This is a genomic window from Deinococcus radiopugnans ATCC 19172, from assembly GCF_006335125.1.
Taxonomy (GTDB): Bacteria; Deinococcota; Deinococci; order Deinococcales; family Deinococcaceae; genus Deinococcus; species Deinococcus radiopugnans.
The window spans coordinates 1-15,001 of record NZ_VDMO01000025.1 but is presented as its reverse complement, the minus strand read 5'-3'; the positions used below and the strand labels follow the sequence as shown (position 1 = coordinate 15,001).

The window sequence follows — 15,001 nt, the reverse complement described above, 5'->3', positions numbered from 1 at the left end:
CCTCAAGTTCCGAGACTCGACCACCTCATCCTGGCCCTGACCTCTGTTTGCGGCTCCTACTTTTTCCGGTTCTTCTTGCGGCTGGCCTTGGCCATGTTGCGCCGCATCTTGGCGTGCGCCTTCTTCGCGGCGGCGGTGCGTTCCCCACGGAGGGGAATCGGGATTCCTCGTCCCTGAGCGAGCTCGGCGTTGTACGTCTGCATCCAGCTGCGGATGCCCGCTTCACTGGTCATGTCGAAGCCGCGCTCTGCGCCGAGCATCATCATGCTCTTGGCCGGCCCAAAATTCTCGGGATTGCCCAATTCCTGGGCAAGCGACTCGGCCGCCTCGTCGCCCAGGAACTCAAGGAGCTCGGGCGCCTGAGGCAGCGCGTACTCGCGGCCCAGGAAGCGCCAGAAGGCCTGCAACTCGGTGACGATCTCCGGAGCACTGTCGGGTGTGGTGGAAACCTGGCGCGGGAAGATCTCCAGCAGGACCTCATCGAGGTCTGCCACCGTCATCTGTGCCGGCGTGACGCCGCCGTGCGTGACGGCGTAGGTCAGGAAGACGTCTGTCCAGCTGCCCGAGGTGTCGTTTCCCTGGAAGTGGGCTCGGCCTTCAGGGGAGGCGTGGAATTGCTCGATGAGGGCGAGCTGGTAGCTGGCACGGGCCTCATCATCCAGCTCGCCGTGAGGATCAAAGAGGGTTCGGTGGATATTGAACGCCATCACTCACCTTACAGCCCGTTGAACGGTATCGTCCCTCCCGCCCTCTGGAGCCACTGACTCCTGAAGATAAATCCAGGTGCCACCTGGCCGTCGGCTGAGGCCCTCGGATAGACAGTCTCACCACATCAGGCAGCGGCGGCAGCGACACGCGTACTGGATGGATGCGCGTAGATCGTCGTGGTCTGAATCGAATCATGCCCCAGCAATACCCGAATCCCGTCCAGTGAGCGGCCTGACTCGATCAGCGCCGTGGTGAAAGTGTGTCTGAGTTTGTGGGGGCTGACCCTGGCCACGTTCAGGCCAGCGCGGCGGGCGGCGTCGAGCATGCCCCCGACGCTGCGCGCCTGCATCTGCTGGCCAGATCGTTTGCCCGAGAGGGGAGGCCACACCCACGGGCTGACCGGGTTGCCGGACATCCGCCGCAGGCGCAGCCAGCGCGTCAGGGCACTTCTGGCAGTCTCGGACAGCGGCACGCGCCGTCCTTGTCGCCGTTGCCGATCACGCGCACAGCGATGGACTGCCCGTCGCGGGATTCGATCTGGTCAATGTCCATCTCGCGCCAGGCTGTTTCCATTCGCACGGCGAGCACGACAGACCGGGAGCCCTCATCTGACTTCCCGCCGGCGCAGGGCCTCGTCGCTCCATCTGGCCTGGATCCTGGGCCTGACCCAGCGCGCCCTACCGCGCCGGGTCAGGCCCAGGTAGATCTGAGTTGAGCGAGGACGGAGTGGGATTTTGACAACAACTCGCATTATTGTCAAAATATTCCGGAAGAGGTGGTCCTTGAACTCTAGTCCAACTTTCATTTCAACCCAGACCTCCACCGCGCCGACCCCGCCGTCCCCCATCCGGCTGCCCGGAGGCTACGCATGACCCTGGCGCCCACCCGCTCCGCGCTGGCGCTGAGCGACCTGAGCGATCAGGCGCTGCGTGTCCGGGCCGTGGAGGCCGCGGCCACCTACGACACTGAGATGCTGTGCCTGGTGCTGCTGGCCTACATGCGCTCGGGCTCCCGTCAGGGCGCCCGCACCAGTCCGCGCACCTTGACCGCCTATCAGGTGGCGGCGCGCGACTACGTCCCCTGGGCGCAGGCAGGCGGCGTCTCGTTGCTGCGGCCCGGCCACCGCGACGGCGGCCGCTACCTGGCCCACCTGCAGGAACGGCCCAGCGCAGGGCGCGGCCGACGCGGGCCGCTGGCGCCCGCCACCATCGCGCAGTACGTCGCCGGTGCCCGCGCCCTGCACCGCGCCCTGACCTGGGCCGGGGCCAGCGACGCCAGTCCGTTTCTGACCACCAGCGCCCCGGCGGACCGCACCCCGGCCATCGAGCGGCGGCCGCCCTACCGGGATGAGCTCGAGCTGTTGCTCGGGGCGTGCGAACCCCGGCTCGCAGCGCTGCTGCTGCTGTGCGCGCACGGGGGCCTGCGCGCCGGCGAGGCGCTCGCGGTGCGCATCAGCGACCTCGAGGGGGGCCGACTGGTGGTGCGCGGCAAGGGTGGGAAACTGCGGCGCGTGCCGCTGAGCCGCCGGACCCGCGAGGCGCTGGCGGGCCTGGTCCCGGTCGACACGGACGGCCGCCTGTTCAGCTGGACCTACGCTCAGGCCGCGTACCGCATGCGCCAGGCCACGCGGGCCGCCGGGTGGCCTGGGTCCTGGCGGGGGTTTCATGCGGCGCGCAAATACGGCGGGACGCGGCTGTACGGGCGGGTCAAGGATTTCACGCGCGTGAGCCTGTTCCTGGGCCACGCCAGCGTGGATACGACGCGCCGCTACGTCGCGGTGGATCCGGACGACGTGGCCGCCGAGGTCGAGGATTTCTAGCGCAGAGCGGCAGGGTGCCGGCGCTGAACGGGGGTCCCCAGATGCCCTGGATCGGTCACCAGGTTGCCAGCAGGTCCCGGCTCTGGGCGCCGCCATACACATCCACCCCACCTGGCGTGCTACTCCTGAACAGCACATTAAGCGTCCATGTCAGCGTTCCTTTGTCCAACTGCCGAAGGAACGGCCCCTTGCCCAGGGCTGCGGCCCGCCCCCGCTGGAGGTTACGCCCATGGCTGAAGACCGTCAGGACCTGTTCCGCTACGTCGTTGAAGAGTTCGCCGAGGACTACCACGAGGGCGAGTTGCAACGCCGCGAGTTCCTGCGCCGCATGACCCTGCTGGGCGGCGGCGTGGTGGGCGCGCGGGTGCTGCTGACCTCGCTGGGGATCGCGGGCATCACCTCTGCCGAGCTGGCCAGCGCCCAGACCGCCCCGCCCCAGCCGGACCCGGCCAAGGGCGCGGGGATGGTGGACCCGCGTGACCCCGCCATTGTGGTAAAGCCCGTCACCTACGAGGCGGGCGGCTTTACCCATCTGGCGTACCTGGCCCGCCCGGCGGGCAACGCTCCCGCGCCTGGCTTGATCGTCATCCATGAGAACAAGGGATTACAGCCACACATTCAGGACATCGCGCGCCGACTGGCCAAGGCCGGCTACATTGCGATGGCCCCTGATCTGGTGTCCAACATTGGCGGCACCCAGCAGTACATCGACACCGCCCAGATTTCCAGCTCTCTGGCGCAGACCTCTGGCGACGAACACATCACCCATCTGAAGGCGGCGCTGGCGGTGCTGAAAATGCAGCCGGGCGTGCGAAAGCTCGGAGCAGTGGGGTTCTGTTTCGGCGGCGGCCTAACCTGGCGGCTGGCCACCGAAGCCCCCGAACTGGTGGCCGCCGTCCCCTTTTACGGCCCGGCTCCTGACGCCGCCAAGGTCCCGAACATCAAAGCGGCGGTGCTGGGCATCTACGGCGGCACCGATACTCGCATCAATGCCGGGATTCCCGCGCTGGAAACGGCCCTCAAAGCTGCTGGCACCGTCTACGGCATCAAGATCTACGAGGGCGCGGGCCACGCGTTCAACAACGATACGGGGGGCAATTACGTCAAGGCCGCGGCCGACGACGCCTGGGCACAGACGCTGGCGTGGTTTGACCAGTACCTCAAGGCGTGATACGGATTCCGTTTGTTTCGTGTAGGAACCGGGAGAGCGCCGGTTCCTACACTCCACGTCCGGAACCCGTTTTTCTCTTTCTCGCTCTGCTCGGATTTCCAGGTGTTTCCAACACCTTTCAATCGGAGTCCGTATGAGTCTGCAAAAATTCCTGCGAAAGGAACGCGGGCGGGTGCCGACAGGTGCTGGTCCGCCTTGGCCCCGGCCCGGCCCGTTGCGGTCCGGCAGTTTCCAGACCACTGCTCAACATTGAATGAAGCTGGCATGGGAGTTGCAGAACTGTCTGACACAGGCTCCAGCCACAATACAGCATGTCCGGATTGCCCCGCCTGCTGCTGACTGGTCTGGCCCTGTGTAGTGTGGCCGCTGCCCTGCCCGCCAGCACCACCCTGAAAAACATCCGCCACGAGTATCAGGGGCCAGACAACTGCGCGCCCGTCACCGCCCTGACCATTCTGGGCTACCACGGCACCCGCGTCACCCAATCGGCAGCCGCCTCGGCCCTGAAAGACTATCCCGGCGATCCCCAGGTCACCAGTCTGGAACTCGCCGCTTACCTGGGCAGATTCGGCCTGCGCAGCGTCATCCGCTACGCCGGCACGCCCGAAGTGCTGCGCGAACTGGTCTCGCGCGGCTTCCCGGTGGTGGTGCAGCAGCGCCTGAAACCCGGCAGCAACGTGGCCCACTTCCGCACGGTCTACGGCTACAGCGCCGGCTCCTTTCTGACCAGCGATCCCCTGCGCGGGCCGTCGCTGCGCCTGAGCAACGCCGAGCTGACCGAGCTGTGGCGCTACTACAACGGCGAGTACCTGGTGGCCTACCCGCCGGCCAGGGAGAGCGAGGTGCGGGCGGCCATGGGCGACGACTTCAACGCCACGGCGAACTGGCAGAACGCCCGGCAGACAGGCGAGCGGGCGGTCAAGGCGCGGCCCGGCGATCCCTACGCGTGGTGGGGGCTGGCGAAGGCAAACCTGCGGCTGGGCGACGCCCAGACGGCGGCCAATCAGTTTGACCGGGCGGTGAATCTGGGCGTGCCCACCATCTATTACCTGTACCGCCAGGAGGCGTTCGAGGCGTGGACGCAGGCGGGGTGGTACACCAGGACGCTGCAGCTCACCGCACGGGCGCTGGACGCCTGGCCAAAAAGCAAGGAATTGCAGAAGTTCCGTGATCTGGCGCAGGGACGGCTCAACAGAGAGGGCTGAAAAGGCCCGGAGGCGCGTCGGCTTCCGGGCCAGTCCTCTCCATTGGACGCGGGGGTCAGCGGCCTTCCTCCGCCGCGTCTGGGACGACGAGGCCCTCAGCAGCCTGACCCTGCGGACTGCCCGAGTCGTTCAGATGGCCGCGCGGCCCGCCGTCATGCCCACCACTCCGCCCACCGGGGCCGTGTCTGCCGCGTCCATCCGGCCCGCCCCCTGGACTGTCCAACCCGGTCCACTGGGCCGCGAGCGTCTGCCCAGGCTGATCTTGCCCAGGAAGACGGACTGCCGCCCATTCCCAGCGGTGTTGACGACGTCAGTGCCCCGAATGTTCCGTCCCGGTGTGGCCAGGCGGAGCCTGCCCCGACAGCGAGGCGGTCACGCCCAGCACCGCCAGCAGGGTCAGGGCCTCGGCGGCCAGGCGCGGACGCACGCCGCGGTCCAGGGCGAAAGCACGGCGGACGATGACGGCGGCCCCCAGCGCCAGCCCCACCAGCCCCACCTTGAGCAGCAGCGTGCGCCCGTAGCCCGAGGCGGGCAGTTGCCACAGGTTGCCGGCATGCTCCAGCGACATCCACACGCCGCTGACGCCCAGCACCAGTACCGAACCCAGCGCGTAGGGGGTGAACCTGCGGGCCAGGGCGGTGGTGGCCTGAGCTGAGCTCAACAGCGCGAAGACCCCGCCCACCCACAGGCACATCGCTCCGCCGTGCAAGGTGTGCAGGACGTGGACGGGCTGACCATGCGAGGCCCCGTGGCCGATGCCGGCCAGTCCCCACAACAGCACCCCGGACGCGCCCAGGACGGCCAGCCACGTCAGTTCCGCGAGTTCGGCGGCCAGCAGGACCAGTCCGCCAATCCACAACACCAGCACGGCCCGGCCCGCCCCCGTCCCCGTCAGGTAATCAAGAATGTCGGCAGGGGCGGTGAAGCCCAGCGACGACAGGGTGCTGGACACGCCCAGACCGCCACCCAGAATCAGCAGCGCCAGCCCAGTACCCAGCCAGCCGAGGCCCGGATGCCCCGGCGTCAGCAACCGGCGGGCCGCGGCGCCGCCCACCAGCAGCGCTGCGCCCAGGTACAGCAGCAGCTTGGGCAGGAGGTCAGGCGTCACTTCACCGTGAAGACGCTGTGTCCCGTGACCGGGTGGCCGTCCTCGGACAGAATTTTCCAGGCCACGACGTAGATGCCAGCCCTCAGCCCCGGCCTGAGGGGAAGGCGGAGCTGGGCGGCCAGAGTCCTGGCGGTCAGCGGTCCGTTGGCCAGTTCGGGGGCGTCGGCCTTCAGGGCCAGCGCCGCTTTCGCGCCGTCCTCGGGCGATTGCCCCGGCCCCAGGGCCATCACCCGGAAAGTGCTGAAGCGCAGCTCGATGGGTTCACTGAATTTCAGGGCGATTTCTTTCGGGGCGCTGACGGTGGAGTCGGCGGCAGGAGCCAGAGCGGTGACGGCGGTGTGGGCGGACGCAGTGCCGAGCCCAAGGGCCAGCAGCAACAACAGTGAGCGCATAGAACCTCCAGAACCGGGACAGGGTCTCCCCTGCCCCAGCCCCGATTACTTGACGGTGGTGTGGCTGGCGGGCGCCGTGTCGGGCTGGGTGTCGTCCCAGGCCACCACGCTGCCGTCGGCATAGGTCTGGTAGACCTTCCAGACCAGTTCACCTGCGGCCCCAGGGTTCTTCGCCTGGAAGAAGAAGCGGGCATATTCCATCGGGGCGATGGTGCCCGTCCAGACCACCTCGGTCACGAGGCCATCGGCATTTTTGGTCAGCGTGCGGGTAAAGCCAGGGGTCACCTGAAAGCGGCTGATGCCCACGCCTGCGGGGACCACCAGGCGAATCTGGGTGGTGGCCAGGTCTTTTTCCACAGGCACGTTCAGGCGGTAGGTCTCGGATTTTCCAGCGGCGGATTCGGACAGGCCCGTCTCTGTGCGGACGGTGGCATGGGCCGCGGCGAAGGACAGCAGCAGGGCAGCGGACAGCATAAAAATTTTTTGCATGGTGAAACTCCTCCTCTGAAAAAGGCGGGGGCGCTGAATGTTCAGAGGGAAGCAGGGGGCGCGCGGGCGTCGGCGTGACGCACGGTGGCGGGATGGTGGGCCGGGACGGAGGCCAGACGCCGAGCGGCCAGACGCGGCGGCGCCGTCGGCAGCGGCAGCACGCCCGCCTCCAGCGCGAACGCACCCGTGACGCAGAACGGACAGTGGGCGGCGTGGTGGTGACCCTCTTTGGTGGGGTCACGGCCTGGACGCGGCGACGGCGGGAAGCCCGCTTGCGGCGACTGAAGAGGTGAGCTGACCGGCGGCGCTGAATGGTGGGAGAACCTTACCCCCACCGGCCCAGCCCCGCGCAGGGTCACCGCGCCAGTCGCCTGGGCCAGGTCCACCATGCCGCCTGCCCGCAGCTGGAAAGCGAAGGCGGCCACCAACGTCAGCGCCGCCAGAACCTGGCGGAGCAGAGGGGCGACACGGGGGCTTTGCACGCTGGCGACAGTGTAGTTCAGGCGAACGGCTCAAACGTCCCCGGTGGGTTCCGCTGACCGGGGCCTCTTGATGAAGCTGCATTCGGCCGCGGGGCTGTCAGACTGGGCCTCAAGCCATGACTCTCCCGCCCACCACTGACCCCCTTCTGGACGCCGCCGACCTGCAGGCCATCATCGACAGCAGCGCCGACTGCATCAAAGTGCTGGACCTGGACGCCCGGGTGCTGTCCATGAACGCCGGCGGCATGAAGACCATGGAGATCACGGATTTCAGCGTGTGCCAGGGCCTGCTGTGGCCCACCTTCTGGGAAGGCGAGGCCCGCGCGCAGGTCGAGCAGGCCCTGGACGCCGCCCGCGCCGGGCAGACCACCACCTTCGAGGGGGCCGCCAGGACGTTTGCCGGCACCCCGAAGTGGTGGGAGGTGCGGGTCTCGCCGCTGCGCGCCCCGGACGGCGCCGTCACCCGGCTGCTGGCCAGCAGCCGGGACATCACGGCCCGCACGGTGGCAAAACAGCAGCTCGTCGAGGCCCAGCACCAGCTCAAGACCCACGCCCAGGTGCTGGAAGTCCGCGTGGAACAGCGTGAGCGCGCGCTTGAGGCCTTCGTCCGGTTCACCACCCAGGTGGCCAGCAGCACCGATCTGAACGACCTCGCCACGGCGGCCAGCGACATCCTGCGGGACGCGGTGGGCGGCGCCATCAGCGGCTTTTACCTGGTCAAGGGCGAGATGGCGTACCCGGTGGTGTTTTCCAGCAACACGCCGGCGGAGGTGATCGCGGCCCGCCGGGCCGGGCTCGCCCTGAGCGCGCCGCTGGTGGCCAGCGCCCTGGCGCGGCGCGGAACGGCGTTTGTGGGCGGCGAGGCCGGACGCCTGCAGTCGGTGGGCCACGCCAGTGCGCTGAGCGTCACGGCCTACCATCACGGCGACCAGCCCTACGCCCTGTTCGCCGCCGGGACCCCGCGCCCCGAATGGACCGCGCAGGAACAGGCGATCATCGAGTCGGTGGGCCGCGGGCTGGGGCTGGCCCTGGAACGGGCCCAGCAGTCCCGGCAACTGCAGGAACGCACGGCTGGACTGGACGCCTTCGTGGCCTTCAGCGAGGCGTCCAGCACGACGACGGACCTGCTGGTGCTGGCCCGCGCGGCGGTGGAGGTGCTGGAGACCACCTTGCAGGTGGTCAGTGCCGTGTATTTCGAGCTGGACGGTGACCTGTGGAAGGCCCGCGTGTGGTCCGAAGGCTTTGCCCCGGAGGTTGTGGCGGTCTTGACGGCAGGTCTGCCGCAAGACGCCCCCAGTTCTGCCGAGGCGATCCGGACTCGGCAGGCGGTGTTTGTGCCGGGCTGGTCTGCGGGCAGCGTGGCGATAGCCGAGACGGAAGCATTTGGAGCCGGCGCCTTTTACCCGTGCTTCGTGGGCGACACCCCGCGTGGCCTGCTGGGCATGGGCACGCAGCGGGCCGGGGACTGGACACCCCGCGAGGAAGCGGTGTTCAAGGCGGTGGGCCGCAGCCTGACCCTGGCCCTGGAACGCGCAGAGCGCGCCGCGCAACTCGCGGCACGCACGGTGCAGGTCACCGAAGCCGCGCGCGCCCAGGCAGCCTTCGTGGCCTTTACCGAGGCGGTCGGTTCGGAGACCGACGTCCACAGCCTGGCCCGGCTGGCCACGTCGGTGGTGCAGGCCCAGATGGACGAGGTCAGCGCGGTGTACTACGAACGCTGCGGTGACGTCTGGCAGGCGGTGGCCTGGTCCGCCGACGTCAGCCCGGACGGGGCGGCGCAGCTGCGGCGCGGCGCGGCGCTGGACGCCCCGAACTTTCAGGAGGCGGTGGCGTCGGGAGCGGTGGTGTTCTCGGACGGCTGGAACGCCCACGCCCACGCCCTGCCCGAGACCACCATGTACGGCGCGGCGGCGTTTTACCCGCTCGTCATCGGCGGCGAGACCCTGGCGATCCTGGCGGTGGGCAAGCCGACGGGCCTCCACTGGAGTCCGCGGGAGCAGGCCACGGTGCGCGCGGTCGGCCGGGGCCTCGGGCTGGTGCTGGAGCGCACGGCGCAGGCGCGTGAACTGACCGTGCAGCGCGACGCCCTGGCCTCGCGCACCCAGGAACTTCTCGCCGCGAACGAGGAACTCGACGCGTTCACGTACTCCGCCTCGCATGACCTGCGCACCCCCATCCGGCACGTGATGGGCTTTGCCGATCTGGCCCGCGCCGCCCTGGTCCGGAATCAGCCGGAGAAGATCGGCCGCAACCTGGACATCATCCAGCAGGGGGCCATGCGCATGAACGGGCTGATCGACGGGATGCTGATGCTGTCGCGGGCCGGACGGCAGGACTTCCAGCCCCGGATGGTTTCCCTGGAACCGCTGGTCGTGCAGGCGCAGCAGGACGCCCAGCTTGAATTTCCGGAGCAGGTGATCGACGTTCAGTTTCCGGGTGGCGTGATGGTCTGGGGGGACGGGACGCTGCTGCAACAGATCATGACCAACCTGATCGGCAACGCGGTGAAGTACTCCACCCGGCAGGACGTCTCCAGGGTCACGGTGCAGGTGGACGAGACCGAGACCGAGTGGACGGTCGCCGTGCACGACAACGGGGTGGGCTTCGATCCCCGGTACGGTGGGAAACTGTTCGGAATCTTCCAGCGCCTGCATACGCAGGAGGCCTTCCCCGGAATCGGGGTGGGCCTGGCGACGGTGCGGCGCATCGCGCTCAAGCATGGCGGGCGGGTGTTCGCCGAAAGCGTCCTGGGGCAGGGGGCCACCTTTGGCGTGACCCTGCCCAAACCCATGGCGTGACGCCGGTGGGTCCAGCCCCTTCGGCAAGGGCTGCTGCGGCCGACACCGCTCAGGGCTGCTGGTAGGTCACCCGGTACATCACGCCGTTGCCGTCGTCGCTCACGAACAGCGCGCCGTCCGGGGCCACCTGCACGTCGGCGGGGCGGCCTGAGGTGGACAGGCCCAGCGCACCCAGAAACCCGGTCATGAAGTCCTTCGTTTCTCCGGTGTTGGGGTCCACGGTGATCACGCTGTAACCGCTCTTCTGTGGGCGGTTCCACGAGCCGTGCAGGGCCACGAACATCTTGCCCCGATACTCGGCGGGAAACGCCTGGCCGGTGTAAAAGGCCAGGCCCAGCGGCGCGGCGTGGGCGGTGGTGGTGGCGAAGGACGGTTGGGCCGCCTCGCAGACGGCTGGGGACTTCTTGCCGAAGTCCTTGTCCCAGACCTGGGGTTCACCGGCAGCCACCGGATAGCAGTACGGCCAGCCGTAATTCTTGCCGTCCAGCACACGAAAAAAGGATTCGGGCGGGGTGTCGCTCCCGGCCAGGTCACGCCCGTTGGCGGTGGCATACAGCGTGCCCTCAAACCACTCCAGGCCCACGGCATTTCGCAGACCCGTGGCAAAAGGCCGCCCATTCTTGCCGTCGGCGTCGTAGACCCAGACGGTGGCGCGCTGGGCGTTCTCTTCCTCGCACACGTTACAGGTGCTGCCCATCGCCACGTACAGCCTGTCGTCCGGCCCAAAGACGATGGTGCGCGAGTGGTGTCTTCCCCCGGCTTCCAGGGTGATGATCTTCTCGGGCGCGGCCTCCGGTTTCAGGTCGCCGTCCTTGTAGGGCATCCGAATGACGCCGTCGGTGTTGGCGACGTACAGGTAACCGCCGTGAAAGGCCAGACTGTTGGGCTGGTCCAGGGCCGACAGGTAGGTCTGCAGCGTGTCCAGGCGGCCGTCCCTGTCGCGATCCGCAAGCACCAGCACGCGCCCGGTGCCGGGGTCCTGGCCCTCGTCGGCCACGAACAGATCACCGTTTGGCGCAAAGGCCATCAGGCGAGGCTTGCCGAGGTCCTGGGCGTACAGGTCCGCTTGAAAGCCGGCCGGAAGAGTCAGTCCGGCGTTGGGCCTGCTGGTGTCGGGCCGCTGAACCACCGCGCAGGAGCTGAGGGCAAGCAGGCCGCCGAGAAGGACCATGCAGACTGGTTTTGAAAGGGACATGGCTCAGCAGACCGCAGAGACATGAGGGAGCTGAGTCAATTGTTTAAAGCGTACCCCAGGCTCTTTTCGGCTTTCCTTTGCGGAAGGGCGGGAGTTCCCTGCACAGGACGCGGCCCCGCCATACCGGAGGGTGCAGTTTTTGGGCCACACGGTTCCGGATGGTCATGCGCCAACGCTCCCGCAGACCGGCCGAATTGGCAAGGAGTGATCAGGCCCGACATCGACAGCCGGTTCACCTGAACCTTCGCAGACACGCGGGCAAAGTTGAATCTCCGGTCGTGGACGGCTGGGCGGGGCCATCAGTCGTCACCGGTCTTGCGGTGCGGCTCGTCCAGCCGTTTGGACTGCGAGGAGCCCACCTGACGCAAAAAGATGGTCAGCACCACGATGACCGCCACCGCCAGGAACTCGCTTTGCCAGTTCTGGAAGGACTCGAACCAGAACTCTGGCTGGCCCAGGAACGCCCAGAGCGTTTCGGCGTTCTGTCCGCGGGCCAGCCGCTCCAGGTTGTCGTCCTGCCACGAGTTGCGCAGGTGCATCAGCAGGGACAGGACAAAGAGGCCCAGCAGGGCCAGCGTCAGTGAATTGCGCCGCCAGAACCTCGCCTGGGCGGCCGCCCGCCGCTCCTGCTGGTCCTGCTGACGTTGCGTGTCGTCCTTCTCGTCCTCGTAGGGGTTGGATTCGGCGCTGCCGCGCTGCTTGAGGTGAATGGTCAGCACCACGTAGGCGGCCAGTTGCAGAAACTCGCTCTCCCAGTTCTCTGCGGTGGCGGACCAGAAGTGCGCCGAGGCCAGGTACTGGGCGAAATTCAGGGTGTGCTGTTTCAGGTTCCCGAGTTCCTGGTTGTGGCCGGCCCAGCCACTCAGGGCCTGCGCCAGCCAGAACAGCAGGAAGAAGCCCAGCAACACCAGGAGCAGCGCGTTGTCGGCCCAGAACCGTTTCATGCCCCGTTCTCCCGTCTGAGGGCCACGTTCTGGACCGGGCGAATGCTGGGGGTCTCCATGCCTCATTCTGCGTCCACGCCTCACCCAGCTGAGGGGTGCCCCGGCCATCAGGCCGTGTGCTGCACGCCCGGCGTTTCCAGGGTCTCGGTGCCGTGCTCAACCACCCGTCCGCCGGCGGACCGGGCCACGCTCCGCAACGTCAGTTGCCAGGTGCGGCGCTGCGCGGCATGAACGCCAAGCAGGTAGGCCAGTCGGTCAAAGTGCGAATGGCTGCGAAACAACGACTCGATCTGCAGCCGCATCCGGCCCGGCTGTGCTCCTGGCAACACGCGGAAGTCCGTGGTTCCCGCCTCGGGGTGCAGCCGCAGCGTCCGGGCACGGAACCCCAGGGGGCCGACGCGTTCGATCACCACCCGTCCCCGCCGACTCAGGAACATCAGAATCCACAGGCGGGTGTCCTGCCGGACGGGCGGCACCGGATGATCCAGACCCCGGAACCACGCCAGCAACTTCGGCGCGTGTTCGGGCAGATGGTGGCGCCAGTGTTCGGCCGTCTCCTCAGGTCCCAGTGTGGCCCCCTCGAGGTCCAGCCAGTAGCGCCTGCGGGTCAGCGGTCCCACACCGTCCTGGGGGGTGGAGGGACGCAGCGGATCGCGCGGACCTTTGATGATCACGGCGGCGGTGACCAGGGCAACCGCCCACAACACGGGGACACGGGGGAACATGGAACACCTCCAGGGTGAGGGACGTCAGATCGTCTGGGCGGAATGGGCGCTGACGGGCGCCGCAGCGTGATCTCCGGGGAGCGGGACGGAATGAACATCACCGTGAAGTTCACCGGGAGAAAATGTCGCCCCGCCTGACCCCATGCCGTTGGAAACAGAACACGCCGGCGGCCCGGAGCCGTTGTCGGGGCAGGTGCCGGGCGCCTGATCTCTGGAGGGGCCGGACCCCCAGCGTCACCAGTGGTTTGGACCCAGAAGCCCCCAGCAGACGCCGCCATGCCCCGCCAACGGTCTAGGCGGTCAGCTCGCCGCCGGTGATGGCATAGATGGCCCCGGTGGTGTAACTGCTGTCTGCCGAGGCCAGCAGCACGTACGTGGCGGCCAGATCAGCCGGCTGACCCGGGCGGCCCAGCGGGGTCTTTTGCCCGAATTCCGGCGCGGCGTCGGCGTCACCCTGGACCACCAGCGGGGTCCAGATCGGCCCCGGAGCCACCGAGTTGACGCGGACGCCCTGATCCGCCAGCAGTTTGGCCAGTCCTTTGGTCAGCGTGACCACCGCGCCCTTGGTGGACGCGTACGCCAGGATGCTGGGCGAGGGCTGGTAGGCCTGCACCGACGACGTGTTGATGATGCTTGCCCCGGGTTTCAGATGGGGCAGCGCCGCCTGGCACAGAAAGAAGATGGCAAAGACGTTGGTGCGGTAGTGCCGCTCCAGCTCTTCAGGCGTGATCTCGGCCAGCGTCTTGAAGTTGTTCTGGTACGCGGCGTTGTTGACCAGCACGTCCAACCCCCCGAATTCGGCCACGGTGCGCTGCACCAGCGACTGGCAGTGGGCTGGATCGCCGATGTCCCCGGCCAGGATCAGCGCCCGCTGTCCGGCCTCGCGCACCAGGCGGGCGGTGTCCTCGGCATCGGCGTCCTCGCTGAGGTAAGACACCACCACGTCGGCCCCCTCGCGGGCGAAGGCCAGGGCCACCGCCTTGCCAATTCCGCTGTCGGCCCCGGTGATCAGCGCCACCTTGCCCGCCAGCTTGCCGCTGCCCCGGTACGACGTTTCGCCGTGATCAGCGGCCGGGTGCAGGCGAGCCTCGGTGCCGGGACGGTCCTGATGCTGCGGGGGAATGGACGGTTCGGGCGTGCGCGGATCGTCATTCTGGGTCATGCCAGACAGTGTGGGCCGCCGCAGAGCATCAACAGTTGAGAATTCAGTCAAGGGAGAGGAATGGAAGGACGCGTCAAAAAGAAAGGTCAAGCCAGGTCCGGCCCGTGGACTGAGGCCCTGAACGTCCATGAAAAGCCGCCGCCGCGCATGATGCGCCTCCTAACATTTGCGCTAGGTCAGCTTAATACGGCGTGAGCGAATAATCTTCCGGCCCAGTCAGGTCCGGGAACATACTTCTACACGTCGGCCCGGCAAGGCCATCGTCACGGACCTGTGGGCTGCGTGACGCCCGGACTGAAAAGGAGTGAAACGATGAAAGCAGTGGTGTGGCACGGTATTGGCGACATTCGCCTGGACGACGTTCCCGAACCGCAGCTTCAGGAGCCGACGGACGCCATCGTGCGCCTGACGGCCAGCGCGATCTGCGGCACGGACCTGCACTTTGTTCGCGGCACCATGAGCGGCATGGTGCCCGGCACCATCCTGGGCCACGAGGCGGTGGGCGTGGTGGAACAGGTGGGGGCCGACGTCCGCAACTTCGCGCCGGGCGACCGCGTGGTCATCCCCTCCACGGTGTCGTGCGGCTACTGCCCGCCGTGCCGCGAGGGAAACACCGCGCAGTGCGACAACGCCAACCCCAATGGTCCCTCGGCGGGAACGGCCTTTTACGGCGGGCCGCTCTGTACCGGACATCTTCGAGTTGAGGCTGTGCTGGACGGGAAATCCCTGAACGTGTGACAGGTTGCGAATCGGCAGGATAAACGGCGGTGTTTTGGGTGTGTGACGACTCCAAAACCCGCCGA

The 15,001-nt window shown here is 67.8% G+C and carries 16 protein-coding genes; 5 read left to right on the top strand and 11 right to left on the bottom strand.

Going from position 1 to position 15,001, the window contains the following annotated elements:
• Positions 1-56 precede the first annotated feature (56 nt).
• The 3 genes from FHR04_RS17230 to FHR04_RS21045 form a co-directional block, all read right to left on the bottom strand.
• The gene (locus FHR04_RS17230) at positions 57-707 is read right to left on the bottom strand and encodes a hypothetical protein (RefSeq protein ID WP_139404475.1); all 651 of its coding nucleotides are present in this window, start codon (positions 705-707) and stop codon (positions 57-59) included.
• A gap of 125 nt (positions 708-832) precedes the next feature.
• Positions 833-1,180: a tyrosine-type recombinase/integrase gene (locus FHR04_RS17225; RefSeq protein WP_170214004.1), complete on the bottom strand. Its 348-nt coding sequence runs from the start codon at positions 1,178-1,180 to the stop codon at positions 833-835.
• Positions 1,147-1,296, bottom strand: coding sequence for a hypothetical protein (locus tag FHR04_RS21045; RefSeq protein WP_170214003.1), 150 nt, complete (start codon positions 1,294-1,296; stop codon positions 1,147-1,149). Before FHR04_RS21045 ends, FHR04_RS17225 begins: the two co-directional genes overlap by 34 nt.
• A gap of 280 nt (positions 1,297-1,576) precedes the next feature.
• Between FHR04_RS21045 and FHR04_RS17220 the strand changes: the two genes are divergently transcribed.
• The 3 genes from FHR04_RS17220 to FHR04_RS17210 all read left to right on the top strand — a co-directional run bounded on the left by FHR04_RS17220 (position 1,577) and on the right by FHR04_RS17210 (position 4,903).
• A complete protein-coding gene (locus FHR04_RS17220) occupies positions 1,577-2,527 on the top strand; it encodes a tyrosine-type recombinase/integrase (RefSeq protein WP_139404473.1) in 951 nt (316 codons plus the stop codon).
• Positions 2,528-2,756: 229 nt separating this feature from the next.
• Positions 2,757-3,698, top strand: coding sequence for a dienelactone hydrolase family protein (locus FHR04_RS17215; RefSeq protein ID WP_139404472.1), 942 nt, complete (start codon positions 2,757-2,759; stop codon positions 3,696-3,698).
• 311 nt (positions 3,699-4,009) lie between these two features.
• Positions 4,010-4,903 carry a C39 family peptidase gene (locus FHR04_RS17210; RefSeq protein ID WP_139404471.1) on the top strand — a complete coding sequence of 298 codons (894 nt, stop codon included), beginning with the start codon at positions 4,010-4,012 and terminating at the stop codon, positions 4,901-4,903.
• Between the two features lie 310 nt (positions 4,904-5,213).
• On the opposite strand, the gene FHR04_RS17205 is transcribed toward FHR04_RS17210, so the two are convergent.
• Genes FHR04_RS17205 through FHR04_RS17190 form a run of 4 tightly spaced genes read right to left on the bottom strand, consistent with a single transcriptional unit; the run spans position 5,214 to position 7,374 of the window.
• A complete protein-coding gene (locus tag FHR04_RS17205; protein WP_249039187.1) occupies positions 5,214-6,011 on the bottom strand; it encodes a CopD family protein in 798 nt (265 codons plus the stop codon).
• A complete protein-coding gene (locus FHR04_RS17200; protein ID WP_139404470.1) occupies positions 6,008-6,403 on the bottom strand; it encodes a copper resistance protein CopC in 396 nt (131 codons plus the stop codon). Before FHR04_RS17200 ends, FHR04_RS17205 begins: the two co-directional genes overlap by 4 nt.
• 45 nt (positions 6,404-6,448) lie before the next feature.
• Positions 6,449-6,892, bottom strand: coding sequence for a DUF1775 domain-containing protein (locus FHR04_RS17195; protein ID WP_139404469.1), 444 nt, complete (start codon positions 6,890-6,892; stop codon positions 6,449-6,451).
• Between the two features lie 41 nt (positions 6,893-6,933).
• Positions 6,934-7,374, bottom strand: coding sequence for a hypothetical protein (locus FHR04_RS17190; protein WP_139404468.1), 441 nt, complete (start codon positions 7,372-7,374; stop codon positions 6,934-6,936).
• 116 nt (positions 7,375-7,490) lie between these two features.
• On the opposite strand from FHR04_RS17190, the gene FHR04_RS17185 reads away from it, so the two are divergent.
• Complete coding sequence (locus FHR04_RS17185) at positions 7,491-10,172, top strand: ATP-binding protein (protein ID WP_139404467.1); 2,682 nt, start codon at positions 7,491-7,493, stop codon at positions 10,170-10,172.
• A 49-nt stretch (positions 10,173-10,221) separates the two neighbouring features.
• Here FHR04_RS17185 and FHR04_RS17180 read toward each other — a convergent pair whose 3' ends face one another.
• The 4 genes from FHR04_RS17180 to FHR04_RS17165 all read right to left on the bottom strand — a co-directional run bounded on the left by FHR04_RS17180 (position 10,222) and on the right by FHR04_RS17165 (position 14,198).
• Positions 10,222-11,367, bottom strand: a complete 1,146-nt coding sequence (locus tag FHR04_RS17180) for a PQQ-dependent sugar dehydrogenase (protein WP_249039186.1) — start codon at positions 11,365-11,367, stop codon at positions 10,222-10,224.
• A gap of 299 nt (positions 11,368-11,666) precedes the next feature.
• On the bottom strand, positions 11,667-12,311 hold the full coding sequence (locus FHR04_RS17175) for a DUF6766 family protein (protein ID WP_139404466.1): 645 nt from the start codon (positions 12,309-12,311) through the stop codon (positions 11,667-11,669).
• A 107-nt stretch (positions 12,312-12,418) separates the two neighbouring features.
• On the bottom strand, positions 12,419-13,036 hold the full coding sequence (locus FHR04_RS17170) for a DUF1990 family protein (protein ID WP_139404465.1): 618 nt from the start codon (positions 13,034-13,036) through the stop codon (positions 12,419-12,421).
• A 292-nt stretch (positions 13,037-13,328) separates the two neighbouring features.
• On the bottom strand, positions 13,329-14,198 hold the full coding sequence (locus FHR04_RS17165) for a glucose 1-dehydrogenase (protein ID WP_139404464.1): 870 nt from the start codon (positions 14,196-14,198) through the stop codon (positions 13,329-13,331).
• Positions 14,199-14,510: 312 nt separating this feature from the next.
• Here FHR04_RS17165 and FHR04_RS17160 point away from each other — a divergent pair, with 312 nt between their 5' ends.
• Positions 14,511-14,936 carry an alcohol dehydrogenase catalytic domain-containing protein gene (locus tag FHR04_RS17160; RefSeq protein ID WP_249039185.1) on the top strand — a complete coding sequence of 142 codons (426 nt, stop codon included), beginning with the start codon at positions 14,511-14,513 and terminating at the stop codon, positions 14,934-14,936.
• Positions 14,937-15,001: the final 65 nt, after the last annotated feature.

What these genes read in the sequence shown, in the direction of transcription:
- FHR04_RS17230 (WP_139404475.1), bottom strand. Translation starts at nt 707, where the DNA reads ATGGCGTTCAATATCCACCGAACCCTCTTTGATCCTCACGGCGAGCTG.
- FHR04_RS17220 (WP_139404473.1), top strand. Translation starts at nt 1,577, where the DNA reads ATGACCCTGGCGCCCACCCGCTCCGCGCTGGCGCTGAGCGACCTGAGC.
- FHR04_RS17215 (WP_139404472.1), top strand. Translation starts at nt 2,757, where the DNA reads ATGGCTGAAGACCGTCAGGACCTGTTCCGCTACGTCGTTGAAGAGTTC.
- FHR04_RS17210 (WP_139404471.1), top strand. Translation starts at nt 4,010, where the DNA reads ATGTCCGGATTGCCCCGCCTGCTGCTGACTGGTCTGGCCCTGTGTAGT.
- FHR04_RS17200 (WP_139404470.1), bottom strand. Translation starts at nt 6,403, where the DNA reads ATGCGCTCACTGTTGTTGCTGCTGGCCCTTGGGCTCGGCACTGCGTCC.
- FHR04_RS17195 (WP_139404469.1), bottom strand. Translation starts at nt 6,892, where the DNA reads ATGCAAAAAATTTTTATGCTGTCCGCTGCCCTGCTGCTGTCCTTCGCC.
- FHR04_RS17185 (WP_139404467.1), top strand. Translation starts at nt 7,491, where the DNA reads ATGACTCTCCCGCCCACCACTGACCCCCTTCTGGACGCCGCCGACCTG.
- FHR04_RS17180 (WP_249039186.1), bottom strand. Translation starts at nt 11,367, where the DNA reads ATGTCCCTTTCAAAACCAGTCTGCATGGTCCTTCTCGGCGGCCTGCTT.
- FHR04_RS17175 (WP_139404466.1), bottom strand. Translation starts at nt 12,311, where the DNA reads ATGAAACGGTTCTGGGCCGACAACGCGCTGCTCCTGGTGTTGCTGGGC.
- FHR04_RS17170 (WP_139404465.1), bottom strand. Translation starts at nt 13,036, where the DNA reads ATGTTCCCCCGTGTCCCCGTGTTGTGGGCGGTTGCCCTGGTCACCGCC.
- FHR04_RS17165 (WP_139404464.1), bottom strand. Translation starts at nt 14,198, where the DNA reads ATGACCCAGAATGACGATCCGCGCACGCCCGAACCGTCCATTCCCCCG.
- FHR04_RS17160 (WP_249039185.1), top strand. Translation starts at nt 14,511, where the DNA reads ATGAAAGCAGTGGTGTGGCACGGTATTGGCGACATTCGCCTGGACGAC.